Source organism: Streptomyces flavidovirens DSM 40150 (assembly GCF_000429085.1).
GTDB classification, from domain to species: Bacteria; Actinomycetota; Actinomycetes; order Streptomycetales; family Streptomycetaceae; genus Streptomyces; species Streptomyces flavidovirens.
Map to the genome: position 1 here is coordinate 226,504 of NZ_AUBE01000003.1, position 25,516 is coordinate 252,019.

Consider the following 25,516-nt stretch of genomic DNA (forward strand, 5'->3'; position numbering starts at 1 on the left):
CGCTCCCACCCCATGACTTCCAGGGACGACATGACCCAGCACCTCGCTGCCCCCACCGCCCCCACCCGTGGCAACCACACCAGTGGAACCGGCACCGGCTGGTGGCGTGACGCGGTGATCTACCAGGTCTATCCGCGCAGTTTCGCCGACGGCGACGGCGACGGCATGGGCGATCTCGAAGGGGTACGCCGCCGCCTCCCGTACCTCAGGGACCTCGGCGTCGACGCCGTCTGGCTCAGCCCCTTCTACGCGTCCCCGCAGGCCGACGCCGGCTACGACGTGGCCGACTACCGGGCCATCGACCCGATGTTCGGCACCCTCCTCGACGCCGACGCACTGATCCGCGACGCCCACGACCTGGGTCTGCGCATCATCGTCGACCTGGTGCCCAACCACTCCTCCGACCAGCACGAGTGGTTCAAGCGCGCCCTCAAGGAGGGCCCCGGCTCCGCCCTGCGCGAGCGCTACCACTTCAGGCCGGGGAAGGGAGAGGCCGGTGAACTCCCCCCGAACGACTGGGAGTCCATCTTCGGCGGCCCCGCCTGGACCCGTACGACCAACCCCGACGGCACGCCCGGCGACTGGTACCTGCACCTCTTCGCACCCGAGCAGCCCGACTTCAACTGGGAACACCCGGCCGTGGCCGACGAGTTCCGCTCCATCCTCCGCTTCTGGCTCGACATGGGCGTGGACGGCTTCCGCATCGACGTGGCGCACGGCCTGGTCAAGGCCGACGGCCTGCCCGACCTCGGCAGCCACGACCAGCTCAAGCTGCTCGGCAACGACGTCATGCCCTTCTTCGACCAGGACGGCGTCCACGAGATCTACCGCTCCTGGCGGCAGATCCTCGACGAGTACCCGGGCGAGCGCATCGGCGTCGCCGAAGCGTGGACGCCGACCGTGGAGCGTACGGCCAACTACGTGCGCCCCGACGAGCTGCACCAGGCCTTCAACTTCCAGTACCTGGGCACGGACTGGGACGCGGCCGCGCTGCGTGAGGTCATCGACGCATCGCTCGCCGCGATGCGCCCGGTCGGCGCGCCCGCCACCTGGGTGCTGTCCAACCACGACGTGACCCGGCACGCGACCCGGTTCGCCAACCCGCCGGGTCTCGGTACCCAGATCCGTACCCCCGGCGACCGCGAGCTGGGCCTGCGCCGCGCCCGCGCGGCGACGCTGCTCATGCTGGCCCTGCCCGGATCGGCGTACGTCTACCAGGGCGAGGAGCTCGGGCTTCCCGACGTCACCGACCTGCCCGACGAGGCCCGCCAGGACCCGTCGTTCTTCCGCGCGGAGGGCCAGGACGGCTTCCGCGACGGGTGCAGGGTGCCGATCCCGTGGACGGCCGGGGGGCCGTCGCACGGTTTCGGCGCGGGCGGTAGCTGGCTGCCGCAGCCGGCCGGCTGGGGCGAGCTGAGCGTCGAGACACAGACCGGCGACCCGGAGTCGACCCTGGAGCTGTACCGCTCCGCACTGGCCGTACGCCGTGAACACCCCGGCCTCGGGGCGGGCACGGACGTGGCCTGGCTGGACGCGCCCGACGGCGTCGTCGCCTTCGCCCGCGAGGGTTTCGTCTGCACGGTCAACACGACGGGCGCGCCGGTACGCATCCCCGCCCCCGGCCGCATCCTGCTCGCCAGCGGCGAAGTCACGTACACCGACGGCGACTTCGACCTCCCCGCCGACACCACGGTGTGGTGGACGGTGTGACCGTCCCCGCGCCGCGGCTGGCGCACATCGCGGAGCACGCCCGCGTCAGTGAGGCCACCGTGAGCCGGGTACTGAACGGCAAGCCGGGCGTCGCGGACACCACGCGCCAGCGGGTGCTCGCGGCGCTCGACGTCCTCGGGTACGAACGCCCCGTGCGGCTGCGGCGGCGCAGCGCGGGCCTGATCGGTCTGGTGACGCCGGAACTGACCAACCCCATCTTTCCGGCGTTCGCCCAGGTCGTCGAGCAGGTCCTGGCAGGGCACGGCTACACACCGGTGCTCTGCACCCAGCTTCCCGGCGGGGTCACCGAGGACGAACTCGTCGAGCAGCTCGTGGAGCGCGGGGTCGGCGGCATCGTCTTCCTGTCCGGCCTGCACGCCGACCTGTCGGCGGACCCCGCGCGCTACGCCGAGCTGGCGGCGCGCGGGGTCCCGTACGTCCTCATCAACGGTTACAACGAGGCGATCAGCGCGCCCTTCGTCTCACCGGACGACCACGCCGCGATGCGGATGGCCGTGGGGCACCTCACCGAACTCGGCCACGAGCGGATCGGCCTCGCGGTCGGCCCGCAGCGGTACGTCCCGTCGCGCCGCAAGCGCGAAGGATTCGTCGACGCGCTCGGCAGCACCCTGCGGACGTCGCGGGGCGAGGCGGAACTCCTCGTCGAGCACACCCTGTTCAGCGTAGAGGGCGGCCAGGTCGCGGCCGGAGCGCTGCTCGACAAGGGGTGTACGGGCATCGTCTGCGGCAGCGACATGATGGCGCTGGGCGTGGTGCGGGCGGTGCGCGAGCGCGGCCTGGACGTCCCGGACGACGTGTCGGTGGTGGGCTTCGACGACTCGCAGTTGATCGCGTTCACCAACCCGCCGCTGACCACGGTGCGCCAGCCGGTGCAGGCGATGGCGACGGCGGCGGTGGGCGCGCTGCTGGAGGAGCTGGGCAAAAGCCCGGTGCGGCGTACGGAATTCGTGTTCCAGCCGGAGCTGGTGGTGCGGGGCTCCACGGCGCAGAAGCGCGCGTAGCGGAACGCGCCGCCGGCGGGCGGGGCGGCAGGGGGAGCCCCCGGCCTGCCCAGGTAGGGCCGCGGGGATTCGATCGTCCGGGGAGGGTCCCCCTGCCGTACCGACCCGGCCGGTCGGGCGCGTGGGGCCCGGACGTACCGGGACCCCCGGCCGGCCGGGCCGGAGTCGAGGAGAACGTAGCAGCTTCGCAAGTGCTTGCGAAAGAGATTGCAAGAAGAAATCTGGCAGGTTTCCTGCAGGTTAGCGGAGTGCGTCACAAGGGTTGACCGCGCAGGTGAGGGCTCGTACGGTCTGCCCCGCGGCAAGATTTCAACTATTGCTGCAAGAACATTCAAGCCTTGAGGGCAAGGCGCGTTGCCGCGCGAGGCTGCACCGTCGCACCCGCACCTCCCCCCATGCAGGAGGAAAGAATGGCTCGCAGACCTTTCTCTGCCGCGCTCGCCCTCGCCCTCACGGCCGGTACGGCCGTCCTGGCAGCGCCCGCCGGGACGGCGCAGGCCGCCCCGCCGGGCACCAAGGACGTCACCGCCGTCCTGTTCGAGTGGAAGTTCGACTCGATCGCCAAGGAGTGCACGCGGACCCTCGGACCGGCCGGTTACGGCTTCGTCCAGGTATCCCCTCCGCAGGAGCACATCCAGGGCGGCCAGTGGTGGACCTCGTACCAGCCCGTCAGCTACAAGATCGCCGGACGGCTCGGTGACCGCGCCGCGTTCGCGAACATGGTCAACGCCTGCCACGGGGCGGGCGTGAAGGTCATCGCCGACAGCGTCATCAACCACCTGGCGGCCGGCAACGGAACCGGTACCGGGGGCTCGTCGTACGAGAAGTACAACTACCCCGGCACGTACTCCGGCGCGGACCTGGACGACTGCCGCTCCGAGACAAGCAACTACGGCGACCGGGGGAACGTACAGAACTGCGAGCTGGTCGGGCTCGCCGACCTGGACACCGGCGAGGACTACGTGCGCGGCCGGATCGCGGCGTACCTGAACGATCTGCTCTCACTGGGCGTCGACGGCTTCCGCATCGACGCGGCCAAGCACATGCCGGCCACGGATCTCGCGAACATCAAGTCCCGGCTGAGCAATCCGGGCGTGTACTGGAAGCACGAGGCGATCCACGGGGCGGGCGAGGCGGTCTCGCCGAGCGAGTACCTGGGCTCGGGCGACGTACAGGAGTTCCGGTACGCGCGTGATCTCAAGCGGGTCTTCAACAACGAGAACCTGGCCTACCTGAAGAACTACGGGGAGGGCTGGGGCTACATGGAGAGCGGCAAGTCCGCCGTCTTCGTGGACAACCACGACACCGAGCGCGGCGGCGACACCCTCAGCTACAAGGACGGCGCGAACTACACGCTGGCGAACGTCTTCATGCTGGCCTGGCCCTATGGTGCCCCGGATGTCCACTCCGGCTACGAGTGGTCGGACAGGGACGCCGGGCCGCCCAACGGCGGGACGGTCAACGCGTGCTGGAGCGACGGGTGGAAGTGCCAGCACAACTGGCCGGAGATCAGGAGCATGGTCGGCTTCCGGAACGCGGCGCGCGGGGAAAGCGTCACGAACTGGTGGGACAACGGCGGCGACCAGATCGCGTTCGGGCGGGGCGGCAAGGCGTACCTGGCGATCAACCATGAGGCCGGGTCGCTGACCCGGACCTTCCAGACGTCGCTGGCGGCCGGAACGTACTGCGACGTGCAGAAGAACACGGCGGTGACGGTCAACGCGTCCGGCCAGTTCACGGCCACGCTCGGCCCGAACACGGCGCTGGCGCTGCACGCGAACGCCCGCACCTGCGGCTGAGGCGTCCGAACTGGGGCGCTGCCCCAGACCCCGCTCCTCAAACGCTGGAGGGGCTGGATTTGGTTGCGGCAATCATTCAGCCCGTCCGGCGTTTGAGGACACGCCCGTAGGGCGTCCGGAACTTCCGACAAAGGAGAGCACGTCAATGTCCAGCAGAGCCGGCGCAGCCCTCGCGCTCGCCCTCTTCGCGGCGCTGATACCCGCGCCCCCCGCCGCCGCCGCGGCGAAACCACCCGCCCCGCCCTCCGACAAGGCCCTCGCCGCCGCCCCCGCCCGGCACGACCTGACCAGGGAGCAGTTCTACTTCGTACTGCCCGACCGGTTCGCGAACGGCGACACGGCCAATGACCGCGGCGGGCTCACCGGCTCACGCCTCGAAACGGGCTACGACCCCACCGACAAGGGCTTCTACCAGGGCGGCGACCTCAAGGGCCTCACCCAGAAGCTCGACTACATCAAGAACCTCGGCACGACCTCCATCTGGCTGGCGCCGATCTTCAAGAACCGGCCCGTGCAGGGCACCGGCAAGGACGCCTCGGCCGGCTATCACGGTTACTGGATCACCGACTTCACCCGGGTCGACCCCCACTTCGGTACCAACGCCGACCTGGAGAAGCTGATCGACAAGGCCCACGACAAGGGCATGAAGGTCTTCTTCGACGTCATCACCAACCACACTGCCGACACCGTCGACTACGCCGAGAAGAAGTACGGCTACCGCCCCAAGGGCGCGTACCCCTACCTCGACAGGTCCGGCCGTCCCTTCGACGACCGCGAGGGCGTGGCGCGGCGTGACGTCGACGCCGATTCCTTCCCGTACACGCCGATGCAGCAGCCCACGGCCGGGACCGGCAAGAAGGTACCGTCCTGGCTCAACGACCCCACCATGTACCACAACCGGGGCGACTCGACCTTCGCCGGCGAAAGCTCCGAGTACGGTGACTTCGCCGGCCTCGACGACCTGTGGACCGAGCGTCCCGAGGTCGTCGACGGCATGGCGGAGATCTACCAGAAGTGGGTCCGCGACTTCGACATCGACGGCTTCCGCATCGACACGGTCAAGCACGTCGACCTGGACTTCTGGACCCAGTGGGCGACCGCGCTCGACACGTACGCGAAGAAGCAGGGCCGTGACGACTTCTTCATGTTCGGCGAGGTCTACTCCGCCGACACCGAGGTCACTTCCCCTTACGTGACGCGCGGCCGCCTCGACTCGACCTTCGACTTCCCGCTCCAGGACGCGACACGCTCGTACGCCTCCCGGGGCGCGTCGGCCGGCAAGCTCGCCAAGGTCTTCGGTGAGGACTTCCGCTACACCACGGACAAGGCCAACGCCTACGAGCAGGTCTCCTTCACCGGAAACCACGACATGGGCCGCATCGGGGCCTTCCTGAAGCAGGACAACCCGAAGGCCGACGACGCCGAGCTGCTGAAGCGTGCGCGTCTCGCCAACGAGCTGATGTTCCTCTCGCGCGGCAACCCCGTCATCTACTACGGCGACGAGCAGGGCTTCACGGGCGCGGGCGGCGACAAGGACGCCCGCCAGACCCTCTTCGCGTCCAAGACCGCCGATTACCTGGACGACGACCAGCTCGGCACGGACCGCACGCACGCCTCCGACGCGTACGACACCACGCACCCCGTATACAGATCAATCGCCGAGCTCTCGAAGCTGACGAAGGCCCACCCGGCACTGCGTGACGGCGTACAGCAGGAGCTGTACGCCAAGGGCCCGGTCTACGCCTTCTCCCGTACGGACGCCAAGCGCGCCACCGAGTACGTCGTCGCCACCAACAACAGCGCCGGGCCGAAGACCGTCGAGCTGACGGTCGCCACGGCCGGCGCCGACTTCCGTCCCGTGTACGGCGGTTCCGAAGCGGTACGCGGGGACGCAGGCCGGAAGCTGACCGTCACCGTGCCCGCGCTGTCGTCCGTCGTACTCCGCGCGGCCGAGCCCCTCCCCGCCCCGGCGGCCAAGCCGGCCATCACCCTCAAGACCCCTGCGGCCGGAGCCACCGGCACCGTCGAGATCAGCGCGGACGTCGACGGCGGGCAGCTCAACCGCGTGGTCTTCGCCGCCCAGACCGGCAACGGCAAGTGGCGCACACTCGGCTCCGCCGACCACGCCCCGTACAAGGTCACCCAGTACCCGGGCCGCGACGTAGCGGCCGGAACCCCCCTCCGCTACAAGGCAGTCGTGGTCGACAGCGCCGGACGCACCGCGAGCGCCCTCGCCTCGACGACAGCCGGCCAGACCCCCGCCCCCGGCAAGCCGACGGCGGTGGAGCGTGACTACGCCGTCGTCCACTACAAGCGCACCGACGGCGACTACGACGGATACCAGCTCAAGTCCGGTGACAGTTCAGCCCCCTTCACGGGCCGCGACGCCTACGGTGCCTTCGCGTGGATCAAGCTCGCCCAGGGCGCCTCGTCGCTCCCGTACACCGTCGAGAAGAACGGCACGGCGGACGGTCCGCAGCGCACCATGGACCTCGGCCGTACCGGTGAGGTCTGGATCGAGCAGGGCAAGGACGGCCAGGCCACCAAGGCCCCCGACGGCGCCTACCCGCCCCAGGACAGGACCAAGGCCGTACTCCACTACCAGCGCGCCGACGGCGACTACGACGGCTGGGGTCTGCACACCTGGACAGGCGCCAAGGACCCCACCGACTGGTCCAAGCCACTGCTCCCGGTGAAGAAGACCGCATATGGCGTGACCTTCGAGGTCCCGCTCGCCACAGGAGCCACGTCCCTCTCCTACATCCTCCACAAGGGTGACGAGAAGGACCTCCCCAGCGACCAGTCCCTCGACCTCGCCACGTACGGCCATGAGGTGTGGATGCTGGCCGGGCAGCCGAAGTACCTGCTGCCGCAGACCGCCGGAGCCGCCTCGCTCGACCTCACCAAGGCCGAGGCGCAGTGGATCGACAAGGACACGGTCGTCTGGAAGGTCAAGGCCACCGAGGCCACCAGCCAGCAGCTCGTGTACGCACGGGGCGGCGGCATCTCCGTCGTCGACGGGGCGCTCTCCGACGAGGGCCGCTGGCTGCGGCTTTCCTCCTCCGCCCTCACCGACGCGCAGAAGGCGAAGTACCCGCACCTCAAGGACTACCCGGCGTTCACCGTCGACCCGCGCGACCGCGACAGGTTCCGCGAGTCGCTGCGCGGCCAGATCATCGCCACCCAGCGGGCCGCCAACGGCGCCCTGCTCGCCGCTACCGGCGTGCAGGTGCCGGGCGTACTCGACGACACCTACAGCCCGGCCGCCGCAAAGGCAGCACTCGGCCCCGTCTTCCACAAGGGCCGCCCGGCCCTCTCCCTCTGGGCCCCGACCGCCCAGCACGTAGCCCTCGAACTCGACGGCAGGACGGTCCCGATGCGGCGCGACGACCGCAGCGGCGTCTGGTCCGTCACCGGCACCAGGGCCTGGGCGGGCAAGCCGTACCGGTACGTCGTGAAGGTCTGGGCGCCCAGCGTCCAGAAGGTCGTCACCAACAAGGTCACCGACCCCTACTCGACCGCGCTCACCGCCGACTCGGCCCGCAGCCTGGTCGTCGACCTCACCGATCCCGAGCTGGCCCCGAAGGGCTGGTCGACGCTCAAGAAGCCGGCCGCGACCCCGCTGCGTGACGCGCAGATCCAGGAGCTGCACGTCAGGGACTTCTCCGTCGCCGACCGCACAGCGAAGCATCCGGGGCAGTACCTGGCCTTCACCGACCGCGGCTCGAAGGGCATGCAGCACCTGGACGAACTGGCCAAGGCCGGCACCTCCTACGTCCACCTCCTCCCCGTCTTCGACATCGGCACCATCCCCGAGAAGAAGGCCGGCCAACAGCGCCCGGCCTGCGACCTGTCCGTGTACGCGCCCGACTCCGACGAGCAGCAGGCGTGCGCGGCGAAGGCGGCGGCGAAGGACGCGTACAACTGGGGCTACGACCCGCTGCACTACACCGTCCCCGAAGGCTCGTACGCCAGTGACCCCGACGGCACCCGTCGCACGGTGGAGTTCCGTCAGATGGTCCAGGGACTGAACAACTCGGGCCTGCGCACCGTCATGGACGTCGTCTACAACCACACGGTCGCGTCCGGCCAGGCGGACAAGTCGGTACTCGACAAGATCGTCCCCGGCTATTACCAGCGCCTGCTGGCCGACGGCAGCGTGGCGACGTCCACCTGCTGCGCGAACACGGCACCCGAGAACACCATGATGGGCAAACTCGTCGTGGACTCCATGGTCACCTGGGCACGTGAGTACAAGGTCGACGGTTTCCGCTTCGACCTCATGGGCCACCACCCGAAGGCGAACATCCTGGCCGTCCGCAAGGCCCTCGACGAGCTGACCCCCGCCCGCGACGGCGTGGACGGCAAGAAGATCATCCTGTACGGCGAAGGCTGGAACTTCGGCGAGATCGCCGACGACGCCCGCTTCGAACAGGCCACCCAGAAGAACATGGCCGGCACGGGCATCGCGACCTTCTCCGACCGTGCGCGTGACGCGGTGCGCGGCGGCGGCCCCTTCGACGACGACCCGGGCGTGCAGGGCTTCGCCTCGGGCCTCTACACCGACCCCAACCCCTCGGCCGCGAACGGCACCCCGGCCGAGCAGAAGGCCCGCCTCCTGCACTACCAGGACCTGATCAAGGTGGGCCTCACGGGCAACCTGGCGGCGTACACCTTCATCGACACCACCGGCCGTACGGTCAAGGGCTCCGAGGTCGACTACAACGGCGCACCGGCCGGATACGCCTCTGCCCCCGGCGAAGCCCTGGCCTACGCCGACGCCCACGACAACGAAACCCTCTACGACGCCCTCGCCTTCAAGCTGCCGCGCGGGACGTCCGCCGCCGACCGCTCACGCATGCAGGTACTGGCGATGGCGACGGCGGCGCTCTCGCAGGGCCCGGCGCTGTCCCAGTCGGGAACGGACCTCCTGCGCTCCAAGTCCCTCGACCGCAACTCCTACGACAGCGGTGACTGGTTCAACGCGATCCACTGGGACTGCCGTGACGGCAACGGCTTCGGCCGGGGCCTGCCGCCCGCAGCCGACAACAAGCCCAAGTGGCCGTACGCAAAGCCGCTGCTGACGACCCCCTCGCTGACACCGGACTGCCGGAACATCGAGGGCGCGTCGGCGGCGTACGAGGACCTGCTGAAGATCCGTACGACGGAGAAGACCTTCAGCCTCGCGTCGGCGGACCAGGTCCAGAAGGCGGTCTCCTTCCCCCTCTCGGGCAAGGAGGAGACACCCGGCGTGATCACCATGCGAGCGGGCGACCTGGTCGTGATCTTCAACGCGACCCCGTCCGAGCAGCAGCAGCGGCTCACCGGCCCGGCGGACACGCCGTACGCCTTGCACCCGGTCCAGGCGTCCGGCGCCGACGCGACGGTCAAGAAGTCCACGTACGACCCGGCCACAGCCACCTTCACGGTCCCGGCCCGCACGGTCGCCGTGTTCACCCGGCGGTAGCCCCGAAGAGGCCACCGACACACGGCACAGCACCACCACGGCGGGGCCCCGAAACTGCTTCTCGGGGCCCCGCCCCGCAGTAGTCGGAGAGGCCGACCAGGGCGGCCGCGTCGTCGCCGTCCGCGATACGGACGCGACCTCGAAGCGTCGTACCGCAAACGCTGAGTGACCAAGAGGTACGGGGGAATCCGTACCGTATGACTCTCACGGACCCCGATTCCGGCCCCGCCCAGCGGCGGCCCGGCACATCCCCGCGCCGCACCCGACTCCCCTGGTGGGTCAAGGTGACGGGCGTGCTCGCGGTGCTTTTGGCGCTGGTGCTCGCCGGCAGCCGGCTGAGTCTCCTGCCCGGCCTCGACGACGTCTTCGGCGAGGAGACCCACGACCGGTCCGGCCCGGCGCTCCTGAAGTCCATCCAGGACATGAGCCGTTACGAGGCCGCCAGCGGCAACTTCCAGGTCGTCGTCGACCTGGAGAAGGACGCCAAGTATCTCCCCGACGCCATCCGCGGCACCCGCACGCTGTACGTCGGCGCCGGCACCGTCGGCGCGTACGTCGACCTCGGGAAGGTCGGGGAGGGGCAGGTCACCGTGAACGAGGACCGCACCGCCGCCACCCTGCTCCTGCCGCACGCGCGGCTCGGCAAGCCGGCCCTGGACCCGGACCGTTCGTACGCCGTGTCCAAGGAGCGCGGGCTGCTCGACCGGCTCGGGGACCTCTTCTCCGACAACCCGGCCGACGAGCGCGCCGTCAACCGCCTCGCCGCCCGTCACATCGGCGAGGCCGCCGAGGAGAGCGAACTGGCCGTACGCGCCGAGAAGAACACCACCAGCATGCTCCAGGGCCTGCTGCGCTCACTCGGCTTCAAGGAGGTCACCGTCCACTACGGCGAGGGCGACGGCGGACGCTGACCGGGCACGGTCGCGGGAGCGGGAGCAGCGGACGGAGCCGGGGCCAGCGCGCCCAGCCGTACGACGAGTTCCGCGAACAGCCCGTCGGGCGGCTCCAGCGCGAGGATGTCCAGCAGGATCCGCGCCATCTCCTCGTCGTACGCCGCGCTCACCGCCGCCAGCGCCGCGAAGTCGTGCACCAGTTGCAGCTCCAGCTCGGCGCGCGGGATCTCCCGCCCGTCCAGCCAGATCAGCGCGGTCGACTCGGCGAGCGACACCCACGACCGTACGACCAACGCCAGCCTCGCCGGGGGATCGGTGATCCCGAGGTGCGCGAGTATCTGCTCGTACGCCGCCTGGCGCACCTCGTCGATCATGGCGTTCGCCGTCGACGAACCGACGGCCGGCCCACCCCGCATCAGTGCGGAGAAGCCCGGCCCGTGGTCGTCGACGAAGTCGAAGAAGCGGCCCATCACGCGCAGCAGCCGCACACCCAGCGGCCCTTCGCGGGGCTCGGCGAACCGCCCGGCCAGCTCGTCGGCCGCCCGCCGCAGCGCGGCCTCGTACAGGCTCTGCTTGCCGGGGAAGTAGTGATAGACGAGCGGCCGGGAGATACCGGCGGCCGCCGCGATCTCGTCGATCGACACATCTTCGGGCGAGCGGTGGCTGAACAGCTCCAGCGCGACGCCGATGAGCTGCTGCCTGCGTTCCTCGACGCCCATTCTTCGGCGCACCCCGCTCGTCATACGAGCAGCGTAACCGCCGGTGTCGGTCAGAGATCCAGGACCAGGCGGTCTCCGTACGCCCGCGACACGCAGATGAGCATGGAGTCCGCGCGCTCGGAGTCCGTCAGCAGCTCGTCGCGGTGGTCGATCTCGCCCTCCAGGACGCGCTGTTGGCACGTACCGCAGAAGCCCTGCTCGCAGGAGTACGAGACGCCCGGAACCTCCGGGCGGACCGCCGCCAGGACGGTGCCGTCGGCCGGGACGCTCACGGTGCGGCCGGTGCGCCGGAGTTCGACCTCGAAGGCACCGGCGGCGCCGGAGGGGGCGCCCGGCGTGAAGCGCTCCAGGTGGAGGGTGCGGCCGGCGGGGAGGGCCTCGGTGACGGCGGCCATCAGGGGCTCGGGGCCGCAGCAGTACACGGCCGTGCCTTCGGCCGCGTCCGCGAGGGCGGCCGCCACGTCGGGGCGGCCGGCCTCGTCCTCGGCGACGATCGTCACCCGCTCCGGCGCGGCCAGCTTCCCGATCTCCTCGACGTACGGCATCGAGGCGCGGCTGCGCCCGCCGTACAGGAGCTTCCAGTCGGCCCCGGCGGCCTCGGCGGCGCGCAGCATCGGGAGTACGGGCGTGATGCCGATGCCACCCGCGACGAAGAGGTAGGAGGGCGCCTCGGTGAGGGGGAAGCGGTTGCGGGGGCCTCGGACCTCCACCTCCGCACCCTCGTGGAGCTGTTCGTGCACCTCGCGCGAGCCGCCCCTGCCGTCCTCGATGAGGCGGGTGGCAAGGATGTACGTACTCCGGTCGGCCGGGTCGCCGCACAGCGAGTACTGACGTATCAGGCCGGAGGGCAGGACCAGGTCGACGTGCGCGCCGGGCGTCCAGGCGGGCAGGTCGGCCGTGTCGAGCGCCTCCAGACGCAGTTCGACGACACCCTCGGCCGGCGTGGTGCGGCCGGTGACGAGGAGGCGGAGGGAGGAGGGGGACCGGGAGGCGCGGGTGCCGGAGACGGGGTTCTCCAGGGCGGGCATCGGCCACAGCGGGGAGCGCGAGATGCGGCGGCGCATCGCCCGCCGCGCCAGCAGGGCGACGCCGGCGGCGAGGACGATCGTGCGTACGCGGGGCATGTCAGGAACCTCCGGTGGTGGCGGCCGTCCGGCCGGTGGCGGCCGGTGAGTTCGCGAGGTAGGCCACGGCCTGGGCGGTGCTGGCCTCCTGGGAGGGGTGGTACGTACGGCTGAGATAGCGGGGGACGGAACGGATGATGTCCCCGGTCGCGGGCAGCACGCCCTGCCGCCCGCTGCGCACGAGGTCCTTGAAGGTGGCCCTGCCTTCGAGGAGGGTCGGGTCGTTCTCCATGAAGAACCGCGAACCGCGCTGCCAGAGGAAGACCAGCGCGGTGAAGGCGGTCGCCCAGGTCCGCACCCGCCGCCGGTAGCTGCCGTCGACGTGCATGAACAGTTCGAACGCGACGGAGCGGTGCTCGACCTCCTCAGCGCCGTGCCAGCGCAGCAGATCGAGCATCGTGGGGTCGGCGCCGCGCCGGTCGAGTTCGTCGGCGTTGAGCACCCAGTCGCCGAGGAAGGCGGTGTAGTGCTCGATGGCCGCGATGATGGCGACCCGCTCCATCAGCCACCACCTGCGGGCCCTGCCCGGCGGCAGGGTGCGGTCGCCGAGGAGCTTCTCGAAGAGCCAGTCGACCTGCGCGGTGTACGGCGTCGGGTCGAGCCCGAGCTTCTTCAGGTGCGGCAGTACGTCGTCGTGGGCCTGGGAGTGCATGGCCTCCTGGCCGATGAATCCGATGACGTCCTCGCGCAGGCGGTCGTCGTGGATGTACGGCAGCACCTGCTTGTAGACGTGCACGAACCAGCGCTCGCCCGCCGGGAGCAGCAGGTGCAGCACGTTGATGGTGTGCGTGGTGAACGGGTCGCCCGGGACCCAGTGAAGGGGGGTGCCGTCCCACTCGAAGGAGACCTTGCGGGCCTTGAGCGGCGTCCGCTCGGACGTGATCGCGGCCGGTTCGCGCCCCTGCTGCGTATTAGACATGGCGTCAATGTACTGACGGGTAAGACTTTGGCAACAGGGTCGTGCGGCGGTTTTCTTGGGGTGCCCGCCATAGCCGCGCCCCACGGACCCAGCTCCTCAAACGCCGGAAGGGCCGGACGGCGCCGCTGAGCGGCTGTGCCCACTGAGCGGCCTGCCCAGGGGGCGCCTCGCCCGGCCCCCGGCCGACGCCCGCCTACCGCAGCACCCCCACCCGCGCCCCGCTCTCCACCCGCCCTTCCAGGTCCGCCTGCGCGCCCGCCTTCGCCCGTACCGCCAGCAGATTGCCGCGCGCCGTGCCCTGCACACCGCCCGATGTGGTGACCGACGTGAACTGCCCGCTTCCCGCCGCCAGTACGTACCAGTTCCCGCCCCGCGACTTCCACAGCACGCCCGCCAGCACCCGCGGATCCCGCGCCCCGCACGCCGGCGAGTGCTCGGCGCGCGCCGCGATCGCACCCGGCGTCCCCTTCTTCGGGGACGGCGCCTGGAACTGGGCGAGCACCCTGCTGCCCGTGCCCCGCCACGTCTCCGCGCGGGTGCAGAGCCAGGTGGCGGTGCCGTTGCCCTCGGGGAGGGACTGCTGGGCGTACGCCCACGAGTTCACGCTGCGCACACCGTTCGACCGCACCGCGGGCAGCAGGCACGCCGTACGGGCCCAGCGCGCCCGCTCCTCCTCGCCGCTCACATCGCGCGGCGCCGACGGCGGGCCCGACGTCAGCCGGGCGGGGGCCAGCTCGCCGAGGTCGGTCATCAGCCGGGGCCCCGCGTCGTCGCGCAGTTCGAGAGCGTCCCACGCGCGGCAGTCGCGTGCCTGCGCGGGGCTCACGAGCGGGTCCGTCACACCGTGCCGGGTGCGCTTCAGCGGAGCCGGGACCCCGGCCGGATCGAGCAGGTCCCGTACGGACGCCGTCCGTACCCAAGGAGCCGTCAGATAGCGGACATTGCCATCGGTACGGCCCACCACCAGCGCGTTCGCCGCCGCCGCGTCCGCGCCGTCCACGCGCGCGAAGTCGAGCGCCGCGCCCGCCGTGCCGTCACGCGGCTCGGCGTACCGGACGACGCGCAGGCCGTCGTACAGCAGCACCACCCGCGCCTGGTCGACGTCGCCCGCGAAGAGCAGCTGCGGCGGGCCCATCGGGGGACCCACCGCGGTGGCGGGCGTCGCGGAGGTCTGCACGGAGGGGCCCGGCCTGGCCCAGACGGCGAGGGCACGGCGCAGCAGGGCGTTGTCGTCGGTGAGGTTGCCACGGGCCGGCCAGACGGAGAAGTCGGTACGGGAGGACCGCTTCCACACCCCGGCGGCGACCCGGACCGTCTTCGACGGGTCGAGCGCGCGCTCGGACGCCGGGTTACGGGCATACGCCGGCGCGGCCGCACCGTCGGGCCCCCACCCCTCGCCCGGCAGCCCGAGCAGCGCCCCGCACACCACCGCGGCGGCCGCGGCGGCGAGTGCGGCCTTCGCGTGCTGCCTGCGCCGCATCAGGTCGGTCGGCCTCGCCTGGAGGGAGCACGGGTCGAACTCCCCGGACGCCAGCAACGCCGCCGCGCTCACCCCGCCCGGCGACTCGACCCCGTCCGCCTCCGCGAGCGCCGCCCGCGGGTCGGCGGCCCCGGCGCCGGCGAGCGCCCGCACCACCTCCTCGTCCTGCATACGCTCCAGGCCGCGCAGTACGTACGCCGCCCGGCCGGGGCCGCTGAGCACCGAAAGCCGCTGGTCGAGGGCGAGTTCGTCGGCCCCGCCGGAGCGCGGGAACAGCCGCAGCCCCCATACCTGCGGCAGCAGCGGCGGTAGCTGCGCCCGCTTCGGCCAGGCCTTGCGGCGCAACGGCAGCCCGGCCTCCAGGGCCTGGCGCAGCACCCGCTGCCGGACATACGCGTAGCCCGGATCGGCCGAGGCGCCGCCGGGGCGGCGCGGCAGCGGGAGGTCGGCGGCGACGCCCGGCGTGCGGCTGCGCGGGAGCGAGCGCTGAACGAGCGAATGGGCGGTCAGGACGCGGCGGTTGCGGCCGAGACGCGGCGGGAGCACCAGGTACGCCAGCCGCACGAGCCGCGGATAGTGTTCGACGAGCGCGGCCTCGGCCTGCTCGACGTCGATGGGGTCGGGGACAGGGCGGCTGTTGACAACATCCTGTGGGCGCACGTTCAGCAAAACGAGCGAATGGTCGGATGGTCACCTCACCCGGTGCCCCCTCGCGTGCGCACGCGGCTCACTCCGCGATCAGACGCCCGCGGATGCGCTCGACGCTCCCGCCGGACACGCCGAGCCCTTCCGCACACGCCCCGGCCCCGCCTCCCGGCCTCAGGACGTACTCCACCCACTGAACTCGACCGTCCCCCGGTCCCCGCTCCCCCCATGCCCCGCGCTCATGAACATCCCCGCGTCCTGGACGTCGGCGGCTCCCGGCACGGCCGCCCTTCCGACCGTTCGCCACGTCGCCCCGCCGTCCGTCGAGCACGCACCCGTATACGACCCGCCCGCCCGCGAAAGCCGCAGCAGCACCGGTGTCGTGACCCCGGTGACGCGCTGGTAGGTGTCCACGGTGCCGTCGCCGTTCGTGTCGTACGACAGCACCACACCGTTCGCCGGAGTCACCGCGAGGTTGAGGAAGCCGGGTGACCCCGGCGCCGCCATGCTGTTGCGCACCGCGATACCGGCGCGCGCCCACGCCCCCGTCACCTCCTGCGCGTCCACCCGCACAGTGACGCGACCGCCGTCCCGCAGTGCCCCCTCCCGGTACAGCGCGCCGAACTCCGCTGTGGCCTTCCACAGGTCCTGGCCACCGCCGTTGATCGCGTACCGGGCCAGGACAAGGGCGAGCGCCGGGTCCTGGCCCTTGCCCTCCAGCTGCCCGAAGACCGCGCCATTGTTCGTGTACGTCCGCCAGCCCTCGGCCGGCGGCCCGGCGACGTACAGGCTGCCCCGCTGGACCGTGGTGACGCGGGCCTCGCCCTCCGGGCCGTACGCCGTCCTCAGTTCGTAGGGCATCGGCTTCAGCGGGACGGTGAGCGGTCCGGCCGGCGCCTTCGCGCGCCAGGACACGCTCCCCGAGCCCGCCGCGGGGACCGACGCCAGCGACCCCGGCCCCTCGGGCTCGGCGTCGAGGCCCGTGAGTGTGAAGTCGACGCGGCCGGTCGCCCGCAGGCCGTTCGCGTTGCGGAAAGCGGCCGTGACCAGCGCCGAACCGCCGGGCGCGACAGCGGCGGGGGCGGCGGTGACCGTGACCGTGCCCTGGTAGGGTGCGCGGGCCAGCACCTCGTGCACGCGCCGGGCCGTGCGGTACGCGTCGTTCGGCGGGCGCAGGGGATAGACCCTCCGCTCACGCGTCCACGGCTCCTCGACCGCGTACCAGTCGAAGGACTTCGGGGCGCGGTTCGCCGCCAGCGCGTCCTCCAGCTCCTCCAGGTACGCCTGCCACTGCGGAAGGTGGAAGTCGCCGATGAGGCCCTGCCAGTCGCGGTTGGCGTAGTTGGCGAGGCGTCCGCCGTCCGCCGTCGGCCGGCCGGCCCACGTCGTGACCAGGACGCGCGCCGTGCGCTCCAGTTGCTCCGACTCGGCGGGGGAGGACGCCAGGCGCTTCGCGTCCTCGATCCACGGACCCAGCAGGAACGCCCGGTGCGCCCCCGCCATCTCCTCACTCAGCCGCATCAGCTTGAGCCAGAGGGCGGACAGGGCGCGGAAGGTGGGCAGGTCCCCGCGCCCGTACGCGGCCCTGAGCTGCGGCAGCAGTTGCCAGGAGCGGTTGGCGAGCGCCTGGCGGCCCAGGTCGGTCAGGTCGTAGCGGTACGCCTCGGAGCGGCGCAGTGGTTCCCGTACGGCCAGGAGCGCGGCGAAGGCCTTGTCGAAGTCCGCCGGGTCGAAGGCGGGTGTGTGCGTCGCGTAGTGCGTTCCCGACGCGGCGGACAGGCTGGGGCGGGAGGCGAACACCGAGTCGTGCGGGCGGCCGTCGCGGCTGGTGATGCGGTACGCCGTCTCGCGCAGCGCGGCGAACGCGGCGCGGGCCTGCGCGTCCCGGCCGCCGTACCGGAGATCGGCGTACTCCTCGAACCACTTCTCGCGGTCCACCGCCTCCCGCCGCCATGCCAGCTCCGAGAACAGTTCCAGCGCCGCCGGGTCGCGCTCGGCGGCCTCCGGCATGTACGCGGTGCCGACGAGAGCGGACCCCGGACGGTCGCGCCATGTGGTGAAACGCTCCGTCCACAGGTGCGTCTTGGCGCCGATCGTCGTACGGCCGCCGAAGTTGGGGATGGTCCCGAAGGCGTACGGGGCGCCGCCCCAGTCCTTCTCGCGGTCGGTGACGGTGTCCAGGTCGGACAGGCCGTCGACGACCAGGAGGTGGTTCTTGTCGAGCGCGTCGAGCAGGTCGCGGCGCGGGTTCCCCTGCCAGCCGAGGATCACCCAGGTGGCGCCGGGGCGGGAGGTCCGCAGGGCCGTCTCGACCGCCCGGGCGGCCTCGGGGACGGGTACGTCGCCCGGCGAGCCGCCCTCGTGGAGGAGGTCCATCTTGAAGTGGCGGACCGGGCCGAAGAGTTCGTGCTGGTGCCGGTAGAAGGCGGCGGCGACCTTGCGGAAGGCGGTGGTGCGCGGGTCGAGCCAGTCGGGGCGCCGCAGGCCTGCCCAGTCACCCTGCGGGACGGTGCGGGCGCCGGGGTTGCGGGCGGCGAAGCCGTCGGGGACGGTGCCGAAGTAACCGGGGAGGACCGGGGCCATACCGAGCTCGCGCAGCCGGTCGGTGATGTGCCGGCCGAGGGCGGCGCGTTTCGCGATGAGCTCCGGGGAGAGCGGGCCGCCGTACGCGCTCATGTTCTGCAGGAGCCACCACGGCTGGTGGGAGGGCGCGGGCAGCCAGGTCCGGGCCTCGGTGTCGGAGTAACCGAAGTCCTTGAGGAGGCGGTGGTAGACGGCTTCCTGGCCGGTCGTCACCAGCACCTCGTTGCAGCCGTGCAGGGCCAGTACGTCGATCATCCGCTCCCAGCGCGGCCAGTCGGCGTACGGCGCGGTGTAGCCGTCGTGGGTGTCGTTGAGCGCGAAGCGGTGCGCGACGGTGGCCGAGTGTTCCAGAGGTGCGCGGGGCGCGGGCAGTCGCCGGGGGAGGTCGAGCTGGGTGCCCGACCAGGAGATGTGCGCCCCGCAGACGTACTTCAGGTACCAGTGGACGCCGGTGAGCGCGGCGGCGGGACTCGTGCCCGCGACCTCGATGCGGCCGGTGGTGCCTTCGACACCTTCGACGCCTTCGACCCTGAAACGGTCGTGGCCGCCGCCGCTCTTGAGGGTGGTGAGGCGGAACTGGGCGGCGTGGTCGGGCAGCAGCCGTTCCAGGGCGGCGCGGGCGGGGGCGGTGGCGTCGGTGGCGGGGCGGGCTCGCTGTGCGGCCATGGCTGTGGTGTGCCCTGGGGTGTGCCCTCCCACCGCGGCTGTGACGCCGAGGGCTCCGGCGGTGCCCAGCAGCGTACGTCGCGACAGACGGTCGGTCATCGGGGCGCTCCTCGGTGGGGCGGTGGGATGAGGGGTACGGCGGGACGGTGGACACGACACGGATGTACCGAGCGCACGTTAATGACGGCGCGGGGGCGCATCAATGGGGCGTGCGATGTGTTCGTATCCACCCCACCGTGTGGCCCAACGGGGCACGATGGGCGGATGCGCAACCAACGCCGACGTACATCACGTACAGCAAATGTCGCCTCAGCCATAGCCGTTCTCGCCCTGCTCGCCACGGGCTGCGGCGGCTCGGGAGACGACGAGGAGAAGCCGGTGCCGGAGACGGCGCGGGGCAGCCTGGAGCAGCTCGCGAAGAAGATCGCGTGCGAGCCGAACATCCAGACGGACGCGACGGAGCTGCGTCAGGCGAACTGCGAGACCGGCGACGGCCGCTACGTGCTGGCCACCTTCGCGACCGACCGCGGACAGCGCGAGTGGATCAACGAGGCCAAGGACTACGGCGGGGCTTACCTGGTCGGCAGGAAGTGGGTCGCGGTGGGCGACCAGAAGGTGCTGACAGCACTGCGCGGCCGGCTCGGCGGGACGGTGGAGACTTCCTCGCACCACTCCGGGGGCAGTGGCGGTGGGGGGAACGAGGAGAAGCACTCCGGTCACCACGGGAGCTGACCGCGCAGGCTGAGAGGGCGGCCGGTGGGGGGCGGCCGCCCTGGGGCCTGGCCCTAGACGGGGGTCAGGTGCACTGGCGTCCTTCGTTCACGCAGAACACCACCTTCTTCATCAGCCGGCTGTTGAAGACGTTGATGAAGTCCCCGTGGTCGGTGCCCGGCTTGTGGAGCTGCTCGGGGAAGGAGTCGACCGCGAACCCGGGGCCCGGCGGGACGTCGTACACGATCCGCTGCACGAGCTGCGGGATGGCACGGAATCCGTTCGGGCACGCGCCGTTCTCGTCCGCGAACGCGACATGCGTGCGGTGATTGGCGCTGTCGGTGTTCTGTCCGTCCCAGCAGCTCTGGAAGTTGAACGTACGGACGACCTGGCTGCCTTCCGGGCAGATCGGGTATTTGTCCTTGAGCTGGCGGTCCTCGAATCCGGTGCAGCTCCAGGACGCGTTGGCATTGGCGTCACCATTGGTGAATGCCTTGGCGTCACCGGTGATGATCCGCAGGAAGCGCGGCATCGCGGTGACCTTGCTGACGGGGCTTCCGACGAATTTCAGCGAGACCTCGGCAGGAGTCTGGATTTCTCCCACGTTGCTGTCCTTGCCTCCGCCGTCGGCATTGGCGTCGTTCTCGTTCTGGCCGTTCTGCAGGCGCAGGACGGGCCAGTAGTACGTCGACCTGTCGCCCTGGTTCCGGCAGGTGGTCTGACCGCGGGCCAGGTCGTCGTCGCTCGCGAAGGCGTCATTGGCCTGGTTGCCGACGTAATCGTGCATATGGTGTGCGCCGTTGCTCACACCTGGTGCGACGATGACATTGTCCGGGTTGAACTTTCCGTTCTGGTTCCGGCCGCAGTCGGTGGTGAATACGCCGCGGGACGCGCCGCGCTGCTGCTGCGGCTGCTGGACGTTCGGCTGGACGGACTGGATGTCGACGAAGTCGGCGGCGTTGGGTCCGTTGCCGGCCTGCCCGCCGTTGCCGTTGCTGTTGCCGCCGCCCTGATCACCACCCTGGTCACCACCTTGGCCACCGCCGTTCTGGTCTCCGCCGCCCTGCCCGTCCCCGCCGGCCCCTCCGTTGTCGTCGGCGCGCAGCGTGCAGGGTGCGAGAGCTTCGAGCCCCTGGGGGCGTTCGGCCTGACGGCCGATGGCGGTGGCGATACGGCTGATGGCAGCCAGTCGCTTGTCCTTCAGCGGTCCCAGAATGGCGTTCCGCGCGAAGTTCTGGTCCTGGGAAATCTGCTGCTGGGAATCGGCGAACCGCTTGTACGCCTCCGTGATCTGGGAGTCGAGATTCGCGAGCTCGCGGTCGACTTCCTGGCGCACCGAATCAGGTACTTCGTTGGGCAGGTCGTTCGCCACCTCTGGACAGTCGATGGTCGACATCTGCTGACTGGTGTTCTGAATCTGACCGGACTGAGCCGAGTCCGGGCCGGACCAGCCTTCACCTGCGGATGCGTAGACATTTACCGCGAGCAGTCCACCCCCGCCCAGGATCAGAGCGGCCGATGCGGCAATCGCCCGGTTCGCCAGCGTGGAACGTTTTCTAGATGCGCGTCGCATGGAACTCCTCTGCTTCGTCGCCGGGTGAAGTTAAGGGGGGTCCCGGCAGTGGAGAAGCGCTCCGTTCCATACGGTCGCGGTTCGCGCCGTGTTCAAACCCCCTCCGAATTCGTAGCTATCTCCATCCGCAAACAGGGACGGAACCCGACGTACAGGGTGAGCCCTCAGCCGGTCCCGGCCGGCGTACCCACCCGGAGCCGGTTGTCGTCCGGGTCCCGCAACTCGACCTCACGCGCCCACGGCAGTTCCTCCACCGTTACGCCGAACTCCGCGGCCACCGCGTCCACGTCACGTACCCGCAGATACACCAGCGTCCCCGGCCGGGCGTCTCCTTCGTGCTCCGAGAGGAACAGCCGCACGGGACCGCGCGCGACCTCCACGAACGCGGGGAAGCCCGGCTCGAAGCGGTGCTCCCACTCCTTGGTGAAGCCGAGGCGGTCGTACCAGGTGACCGCCACGCCGGCGTCCTTGACGCGCAGGATCGGAATGACTTCCTCGTTCATGGCCATGCGACCATCCTCTTCCCCACCCCCTCCCGTCCCGTCACTCCACCCAGGCGAACGGGGCGAGCTGCTCGTCGAGAGGAGCGCCGGTCATCCGGTTCGCCAGGGTCGACATCGTGTAGGCACCGATGCCGAGCACGACCTCCAGCGCGTTCTGCGGCGTGTGGCCGTGGGCGAGGAAGCGCCGCAGCGTGGCGTCGTCGACCGCGCCCGAAGCCGCGACAACCTCCAGCGTGAACCGGCGTACGGCTTCGAGACGTGCGTCGCTGAGCGGCACCGCGACCGGCTCGCGCAGTGCCGCGATCAGGCCGGCGTCCGCACCCAGTGCGGTCAGTTTCGCGGTGTGCATAGCGACGCAGACATGGCAGCCGTTGCGGGTCGCGATCGTCATGATCACGACCTCGCGGGAGAGCGGGTCCAGGGTCGTCGACTCGAAGATGGCGCTGATCTTCAGGAAGCCGTCGAGCAGTTGTGGAGAGGTGGCCAGGCGGGCGACGGGGGCCGGCAGGTAGCCCAGGCGCCTGGTGGTCGCCTCCATGGATCGGCGGGCGGGGGCGGGGGCGGACTCTGTGGTGTGGTCGGGAAACAGCGCCGTGGTCAAGGGGGCTCCTCGGAGGTAAACTAGTCAACGTGATTGACGAAAAGGTAAACCACGTTGACGAGTGCCGCAATGGCTGAGGGGTACGAGCTTCCGCTGCTGCTCTTCGCGGGTTTCCGGTCGTTCATCGACGAGTTGCACGCTGAACTGGCCGAACAGGGCCACCCCGACGTCCGCCCCGCGTACGGCTTCGCCCTCCAGGCGGTCGGCCGTGACGGTGTGACGCCGGGCGAGCTGGGCCGACGGCTGGGTGTCTCCAAGCAGGCCGCGGGCAAGACCGTCGAGCGGCTGGAGCGGCTCGGTTACGTCGAACGGGCCGACGACCCCGGCGACGGGCGGCGCAAGCTGGTCAGGCTGACGCCCCGCGGAGTTGACGTACTGACGCGGTCGGCCATGATCTTCGACCGGCTGCGGGAGCGGTGGGTCGAGACCCTCGGCGCGGAGCGAGTGAGTGACCTGGAGGGGGCGCTGCGGGCCATGGTCCCTGGGAACGGTTGGCGCCTGGACGCGGCGAGCTGGTTCGGCTCCTAGCGAGCGACGCGGCGGGCTTCTCGGTCGTGGGCAGGGCCTCAGTCCCCGGACGCCCTGCCGACGTGTCCTCACGACGCCGGACGGGCCGGCTTTCCGCCGGCAGCTCTCCGTCGGCCCCGACTCGAACCGAGCCGCGTCGCGCGTTCCTCCCCGCGCGGCGTTCGAGGGCCGGGGGCCGGGAGGAGAGGGCGCAGTCCTGCGTGTGCCGCGCACTGGTACAACCACATGCCACACCAAGGGCGCCGGGATGGCAGCATGTGCGGACCATGACGAACGCCCGGTCGCCCCTGCGCGCACTGCGAGCCGCACTTTTCGCGGCGGTGTGCATCATTGCGGCGGCTGTGGGGCATTCGTCCATGTCCGGGCATGAAGTTCCGGTTTCGGGGCTGTTCGCGGCCTTCGCGGTGACGGGTGGCCTCGCGTGGACCGTGGGGCACCGGAGGCGCGGCGTACTGGCCGTCGGCGGCGGGCTCCTCGCCGTACAGGGAGTACTGCACCTCATCTTCGGTACGGCGCAGGGGCCGGGCCCCGGCCACCAGGGAATGCCCGTCGCGCACCAGCCGGTCATGGACCCCGGAACCATGGCGACCGCCGCGTCCGCCTCCACCCATGCCCACGGTTCGTCGTCGCTGGCGATGACCGCCGCCCACCTGGCCGCAGCGCTCGTCTGCGGCCTGTGGCTGGCGCGCGGTGAGGCGGCCTTCTTCCGGCTGGCGCGGGCCGTCGGCGCGCTGGCCTTCACGCCGCTGCGGCTGCTGCTCGCCTTCGTACGGGCCCCTGGACTGCTGCCGGACCCGGTACGTCCCGGCGGGCCCCGCACCACGCGCCGCCACGGTCACGGCGTCATCCTCGCGCACACGCTGTCGCGGCGCGGGCCGCCGCGGGTCCCGACCACCCGCGCCACGGCCCCCGCATTTCCCACCGTCTGACCGGTCCGGTCACTGTCCGACCGCTGTCCGACCGCGTGACCAGGGGGCCGCTTCCCACGCCCGTGACCCACGTCACCAGTCGACATTCCGAGGACAGTCATGGCCATTGACGACCCCGTACAACCCGCGCACGAAACGCAAGCCGATCCGGAGACTCCGGCCGCCGCCGGCGAACGCGGCACCACCTGGAGCGCCCTGCGCCCCCTCGTCCTGCGCATCCACTTCTACGCGGGCCTGCTGATAGCCCCGCTCCTGCTGGTCGCCGCCACCAGCGGACTGCTCTACGCCCTCTCCTTCCAGGCGGAGAAGTTCCTCTACAGCAACGAACTCGAAGTCCCGGTCGGCGACCGCTCCCTGCCCGTCGGCGACCAGCTCGCGGCCGCCCGCAAGGCCCACCCCGAGGGCACGGTGACCGCCGTCTGGCCCTCCGCCGAGGACGGCGCGACGACCAGGGTGCTGATGACGACACCCGAGGTCGAGGAGGGCAAGTCGCTGGCCGTCTTCGTCGATCCGTACACCGCGGAAGTACGGGGCGAACTGGCCAGTTACGGCAGCTCCGGCGCCCTGCCGCTGCGCACCTGGCTCGACGAACTCCACCGCGACCTGCACCTCGGCGACCTCGGCCGCCACTACAGCGAACTCGCCGCCAGCTGGCTGTGGGTGGTCGCCCTCGGCGGCCTGCTGCTGTGGCTCGGACGCAGACGTACGGCCAGGCGCGACCTGATCGTCCCCGAACGCGGGGCGAAGGGCCGGCGCAAGACGCTGTCCTGGCACGGCACCGTCGGCATGTGGGCGGTGCTCGGACTCGTCCTCCTCTCGGCGACCGGCCTCACCTGGTCCCGGTACGCGGGCGAGAACATCGGCGCCGTACAGGACCAGCTCGGCGGCGCCACGCCGGTCGTCTCCGCCGCGCTGACCGAGGGCGCAGGTGACGGCGGCGACGGACACGAGGGTCACGGCGACGGCCACGGAGGCGGAGGCTCCCACGAGGGCATGGCCGGCATGGACATCGGCATCGACAACGCGCTCGCCGCCGCCCGCCAGGCCGGGATCGAGGGCAAGCTCTCGGTGATCCTGCCGAGCGAGGGCAGCGGTTACGTCGTCAAGGAGACCGACACCCAGTTCCCGGTCCACCTGGACTCGGTCGCCGTCGACCCCGCCGACGGCAGGGTCATCGACGAACTGCGCTTCGCCGACTACCCGCTGCTCGCCAAGCTCACCCGCTTCGGCATCGACGCCCACACCGGCGTCTTCCTCGGACTCGCCAACCAACTGGCCCTGGCAGCGCTCGCGTTCGCCCTCATCATGCTGACCGTCTGGGGCTACCGGATGTGGTGGCTGCGCAGGCCGACGAAGGAACGCAGGCTGAGCGCGGGCCGCCCGATGCCGCGCGGCGCCTGGCGCAAGGCGCCGGTAACGGCCCTGCTGCCGCTGGCCGCGCTCACCGCGCTCGCGGGCTGGTTCGTACCGCTGCTCGGCATCAGCCTGCTGGTGTTCCTCGCGGTGGATCTGGTGCTGGGGCTGGTGGCGAGGATCCGCACCCGTACGGCGGCCTGAGCCGGGGGAGGCCCGCCCGTAATGGACACGGTCCGGTACGGGCGGGCCACCACACGTAGTCATCTGCGCTCAGGCGCTTCTGAGTCC

At 71.1% G+C, this 25,516-nt stretch carries 16 protein-coding genes and 1 pseudogene; 9 read left to right on the forward strand and 8 right to left on the reverse strand.

The genetic code is table 11. The features are described from left to right. The first annotated feature begins 30 nt into the window (after positions 1–30). The 5 genes and pseudogenes from G412_RS0106295 (at position 31) to G412_RS0106315 (ending at position 10,909) form a co-directional block, all read left to right on the forward strand. On the forward strand, positions 31–1,710 hold the full coding sequence (locus tag G412_RS0106295) for a glycoside hydrolase family 13 protein (RefSeq protein ID WP_028811321.1): 1,680 nt from the start codon (positions 31–33) through the stop codon (positions 1,708–1,710). Next, positions 1,695–2,732 carry a LacI family DNA-binding transcriptional regulator gene (locus tag G412_RS0106300; RefSeq protein ID WP_028811322.1) on the forward strand — a complete coding sequence of 346 codons (1,038 nt, stop codon included), beginning with the start codon at positions 1,695–1,697 and terminating at the stop codon, positions 2,730–2,732. The genes G412_RS0106295 and G412_RS0106300 overlap by 16 nt, the downstream gene beginning before the upstream one ends. A 410-nt stretch (positions 2,733–3,142) precedes the next feature. Continuing rightward, a pseudogene (locus tag G412_RS33520) lies at positions 3,143–4,525 on the forward strand (alpha-amylase); the annotation flags it as partial. A 151-nt stretch (positions 4,526–4,676) separates the two neighbouring features. Then, on the forward strand, positions 4,677–9,998 hold the full coding sequence (gene pulA, locus G412_RS0106310) for a pullulanase-type alpha-1,6-glucosidase (RefSeq protein WP_028811323.1): 5,322 nt from the start codon (positions 4,677–4,679) through the stop codon (positions 9,996–9,998). Positions 9,999–10,195: 197 nt separating this feature from the next. Then, on the forward strand, positions 10,196–10,909 hold the full coding sequence (locus G412_RS0106315) for a DUF4230 domain-containing protein (protein ID WP_028811324.1): 714 nt from the start codon (positions 10,196–10,198) through the stop codon (positions 10,907–10,909). Here G412_RS0106315 and G412_RS0106320 read toward each other — a convergent pair. The 5 genes from G412_RS0106320 to G412_RS0106340 all read right to left on the reverse strand — a co-directional run bounded on the left by G412_RS0106320 (position 10,882) and on the right by G412_RS0106340 (position 19,126). Further along, the gene (locus tag G412_RS0106320) at positions 10,882–11,634 is read right to left on the reverse strand and encodes a TetR/AcrR family transcriptional regulator (RefSeq protein WP_028811325.1); all 753 of its coding nucleotides are present in this window, start codon (positions 11,632–11,634) and stop codon (positions 10,882–10,884) included. The genes G412_RS0106315 and G412_RS0106320 overlap by 28 nt on opposite strands. Positions 11,635–11,660: 26 nt before the next feature. Continuing rightward, positions 11,661–12,734: a PDR/VanB family oxidoreductase gene (locus G412_RS0106325; protein ID WP_028811326.1), complete on the reverse strand. Its 1,074-nt coding sequence runs from the start codon at positions 12,732–12,734 to the stop codon at positions 11,661–11,663. Between the two features lies 1 nt (position 12,735). Next, entirely contained in the window at positions 12,736–13,653 is a 918-nt protein-coding gene (locus G412_RS0106330) for a metal-dependent hydrolase (protein WP_028811327.1), read from the reverse strand. Between the two features lie 193 nt (positions 13,654–13,846). Next, the gene (locus tag G412_RS0106335; RefSeq protein ID WP_028811328.1) at positions 13,847–15,793 is read right to left on the reverse strand and encodes a hypothetical protein; all 1,947 of its coding nucleotides are present in this window, start codon (positions 15,791–15,793) and stop codon (positions 13,847–13,849) included. A 159-nt stretch (positions 15,794–15,952) separates the two neighbouring features. Next, positions 15,953–19,126 carry an alpha-N-acetylglucosaminidase gene (locus tag G412_RS0106340; RefSeq protein ID WP_028811329.1) on the reverse strand — a complete coding sequence of 1,058 codons (3,174 nt, stop codon included), beginning with the start codon at positions 19,124–19,126 and terminating at the stop codon, positions 15,953–15,955. Between the two features lie 165 nt (positions 19,127–19,291). Here G412_RS0106340 and G412_RS0106345 point away from each other — a divergent pair, with 165 nt between their 5' ends. Then, positions 19,292–19,759 carry a hypothetical protein gene (locus tag G412_RS0106345; RefSeq protein WP_051338173.1) on the forward strand — a complete coding sequence of 156 codons (468 nt, stop codon included), beginning with the start codon at positions 19,292–19,294 and terminating at the stop codon, positions 19,757–19,759. Between the two features lie 64 nt (positions 19,760–19,823). On the opposite strand, the gene G412_RS0106350 is transcribed toward G412_RS0106345, so the two are convergent. The 3 genes from G412_RS0106350 to G412_RS0106360 all read right to left on the reverse strand — a co-directional run bounded on the left by G412_RS0106350 (position 19,824) and on the right by G412_RS0106360 (position 22,352). After that, on the reverse strand, positions 19,824–21,311 hold the full coding sequence (locus G412_RS0106350; protein WP_028811331.1) for a DUF1996 domain-containing protein: 1,488 nt from the start codon (positions 21,309–21,311) through the stop codon (positions 19,824–19,826). A gap of 164 nt (positions 21,312–21,475) precedes the next feature. Next, on the reverse strand, positions 21,476–21,814 hold the full coding sequence (locus tag G412_RS0106355) for a glyoxalase superfamily protein (RefSeq protein ID WP_028811332.1): 339 nt from the start codon (positions 21,812–21,814) through the stop codon (positions 21,476–21,478). A 40-nt stretch (positions 21,815–21,854) separates the two neighbouring features. Further along, positions 21,855–22,352 (reverse strand): carboxymuconolactone decarboxylase family protein, encoded by a 498-nt coding sequence (locus tag G412_RS0106360; RefSeq protein WP_051338188.1) that lies wholly within the window; start codon positions 22,350–22,352, stop codon positions 21,855–21,857. Positions 22,353–22,484: 132 nt separating this feature from the next. Here G412_RS0106360 and G412_RS0106365 point away from each other — a divergent pair, with 132 nt between their 5' ends. The 3 genes from G412_RS0106365 (at position 22,485) to G412_RS0106375 (ending at position 25,429) form a co-directional block, all read left to right on the forward strand. Beyond that, positions 22,485–22,943, forward strand: a complete 459-nt coding sequence (locus tag G412_RS0106365; protein WP_037647888.1) for a MarR family winged helix-turn-helix transcriptional regulator — start codon at positions 22,485–22,487, stop codon at positions 22,941–22,943. A gap of 356 nt (positions 22,944–23,299) precedes the next feature. Then, positions 23,300–23,872, forward strand: a complete 573-nt coding sequence (locus G412_RS0106370; RefSeq protein ID WP_167546445.1) for a hypothetical protein — start codon at positions 23,300–23,302, stop codon at positions 23,870–23,872. Positions 23,873–23,971: 99 nt separating this feature from the next. Further along, positions 23,972–25,429, forward strand: a complete 1,458-nt coding sequence (locus G412_RS0106375) for a PepSY-associated TM helix domain-containing protein (RefSeq protein WP_028811336.1) — start codon at positions 23,972–23,974, stop codon at positions 25,427–25,429. Positions 25,430–25,516 lie beyond the last annotated feature (87 nt).

Excerpts from the sequence above, each read along its gene's own strand:
- G412_RS0106295 (WP_028811321.1), top strand. The coding sequence starts at position 31 with ATGACCCAGCACCTCGCTGCCCCCACCGCCCCCACCCGTGGCAACCAC.
- pulA (WP_028811323.1), top strand. The coding sequence starts at position 4,677 with ATGTCCAGCAGAGCCGGCGCAGCCCTCGCGCTCGCCCTCTTCGCGGCG.
- G412_RS0106315 (WP_028811324.1), top strand. The coding sequence starts at position 10,196 with ATGACTCTCACGGACCCCGATTCCGGCCCCGCCCAGCGGCGGCCCGGC.
- G412_RS0106320 (WP_028811325.1), bottom strand. The coding sequence starts at position 11,634 with ATGACGAGCGGGGTGCGCCGAAGAATGGGCGTCGAGGAACGCAGGCAG.
- G412_RS0106325 (WP_028811326.1), bottom strand. The coding sequence starts at position 12,734 with ATGCCCCGCGTACGCACGATCGTCCTCGCCGCCGGCGTCGCCCTGCTG.
- G412_RS0106330 (WP_028811327.1), bottom strand. The coding sequence starts at position 13,653 with ATGTCTAATACGCAGCAGGGGCGCGAACCGGCCGCGATCACGTCCGAG.
- G412_RS0106340 (WP_028811329.1), bottom strand. The coding sequence starts at position 19,126 with ATGACCGACCGTCTGTCGCGACGTACGCTGCTGGGCACCGCCGGAGCC.
- G412_RS0106345 (WP_051338173.1), top strand. The coding sequence starts at position 19,292 with ATGCGCAACCAACGCCGACGTACATCACGTACAGCAAATGTCGCCTCA.
- G412_RS0106350 (WP_028811331.1), bottom strand. The coding sequence starts at position 21,311 with ATGCGACGCGCATCTAGAAAACGTTCCACGCTGGCGAACCGGGCGATT.
- G412_RS0106355 (WP_028811332.1), bottom strand. The coding sequence starts at position 21,814 with ATGAACGAGGAAGTCATTCCGATCCTGCGCGTCAAGGACGCCGGCGTG.
- G412_RS0106360 (WP_051338188.1), bottom strand. The coding sequence starts at position 22,352 with ATGGAGGCGACCACCAGGCGCCTGGGCTACCTGCCGGCCCCCGTCGCC.
- G412_RS0106365 (WP_037647888.1), top strand. The coding sequence starts at position 22,485 with ATGGCTGAGGGGTACGAGCTTCCGCTGCTGCTCTTCGCGGGTTTCCGG.
- G412_RS0106370 (WP_167546445.1), top strand. The coding sequence starts at position 23,300 with ATGTCCGGGCATGAAGTTCCGGTTTCGGGGCTGTTCGCGGCCTTCGCG.
- G412_RS0106375 (WP_028811336.1), top strand. The coding sequence starts at position 23,972 with ATGGCCATTGACGACCCCGTACAACCCGCGCACGAAACGCAAGCCGAT.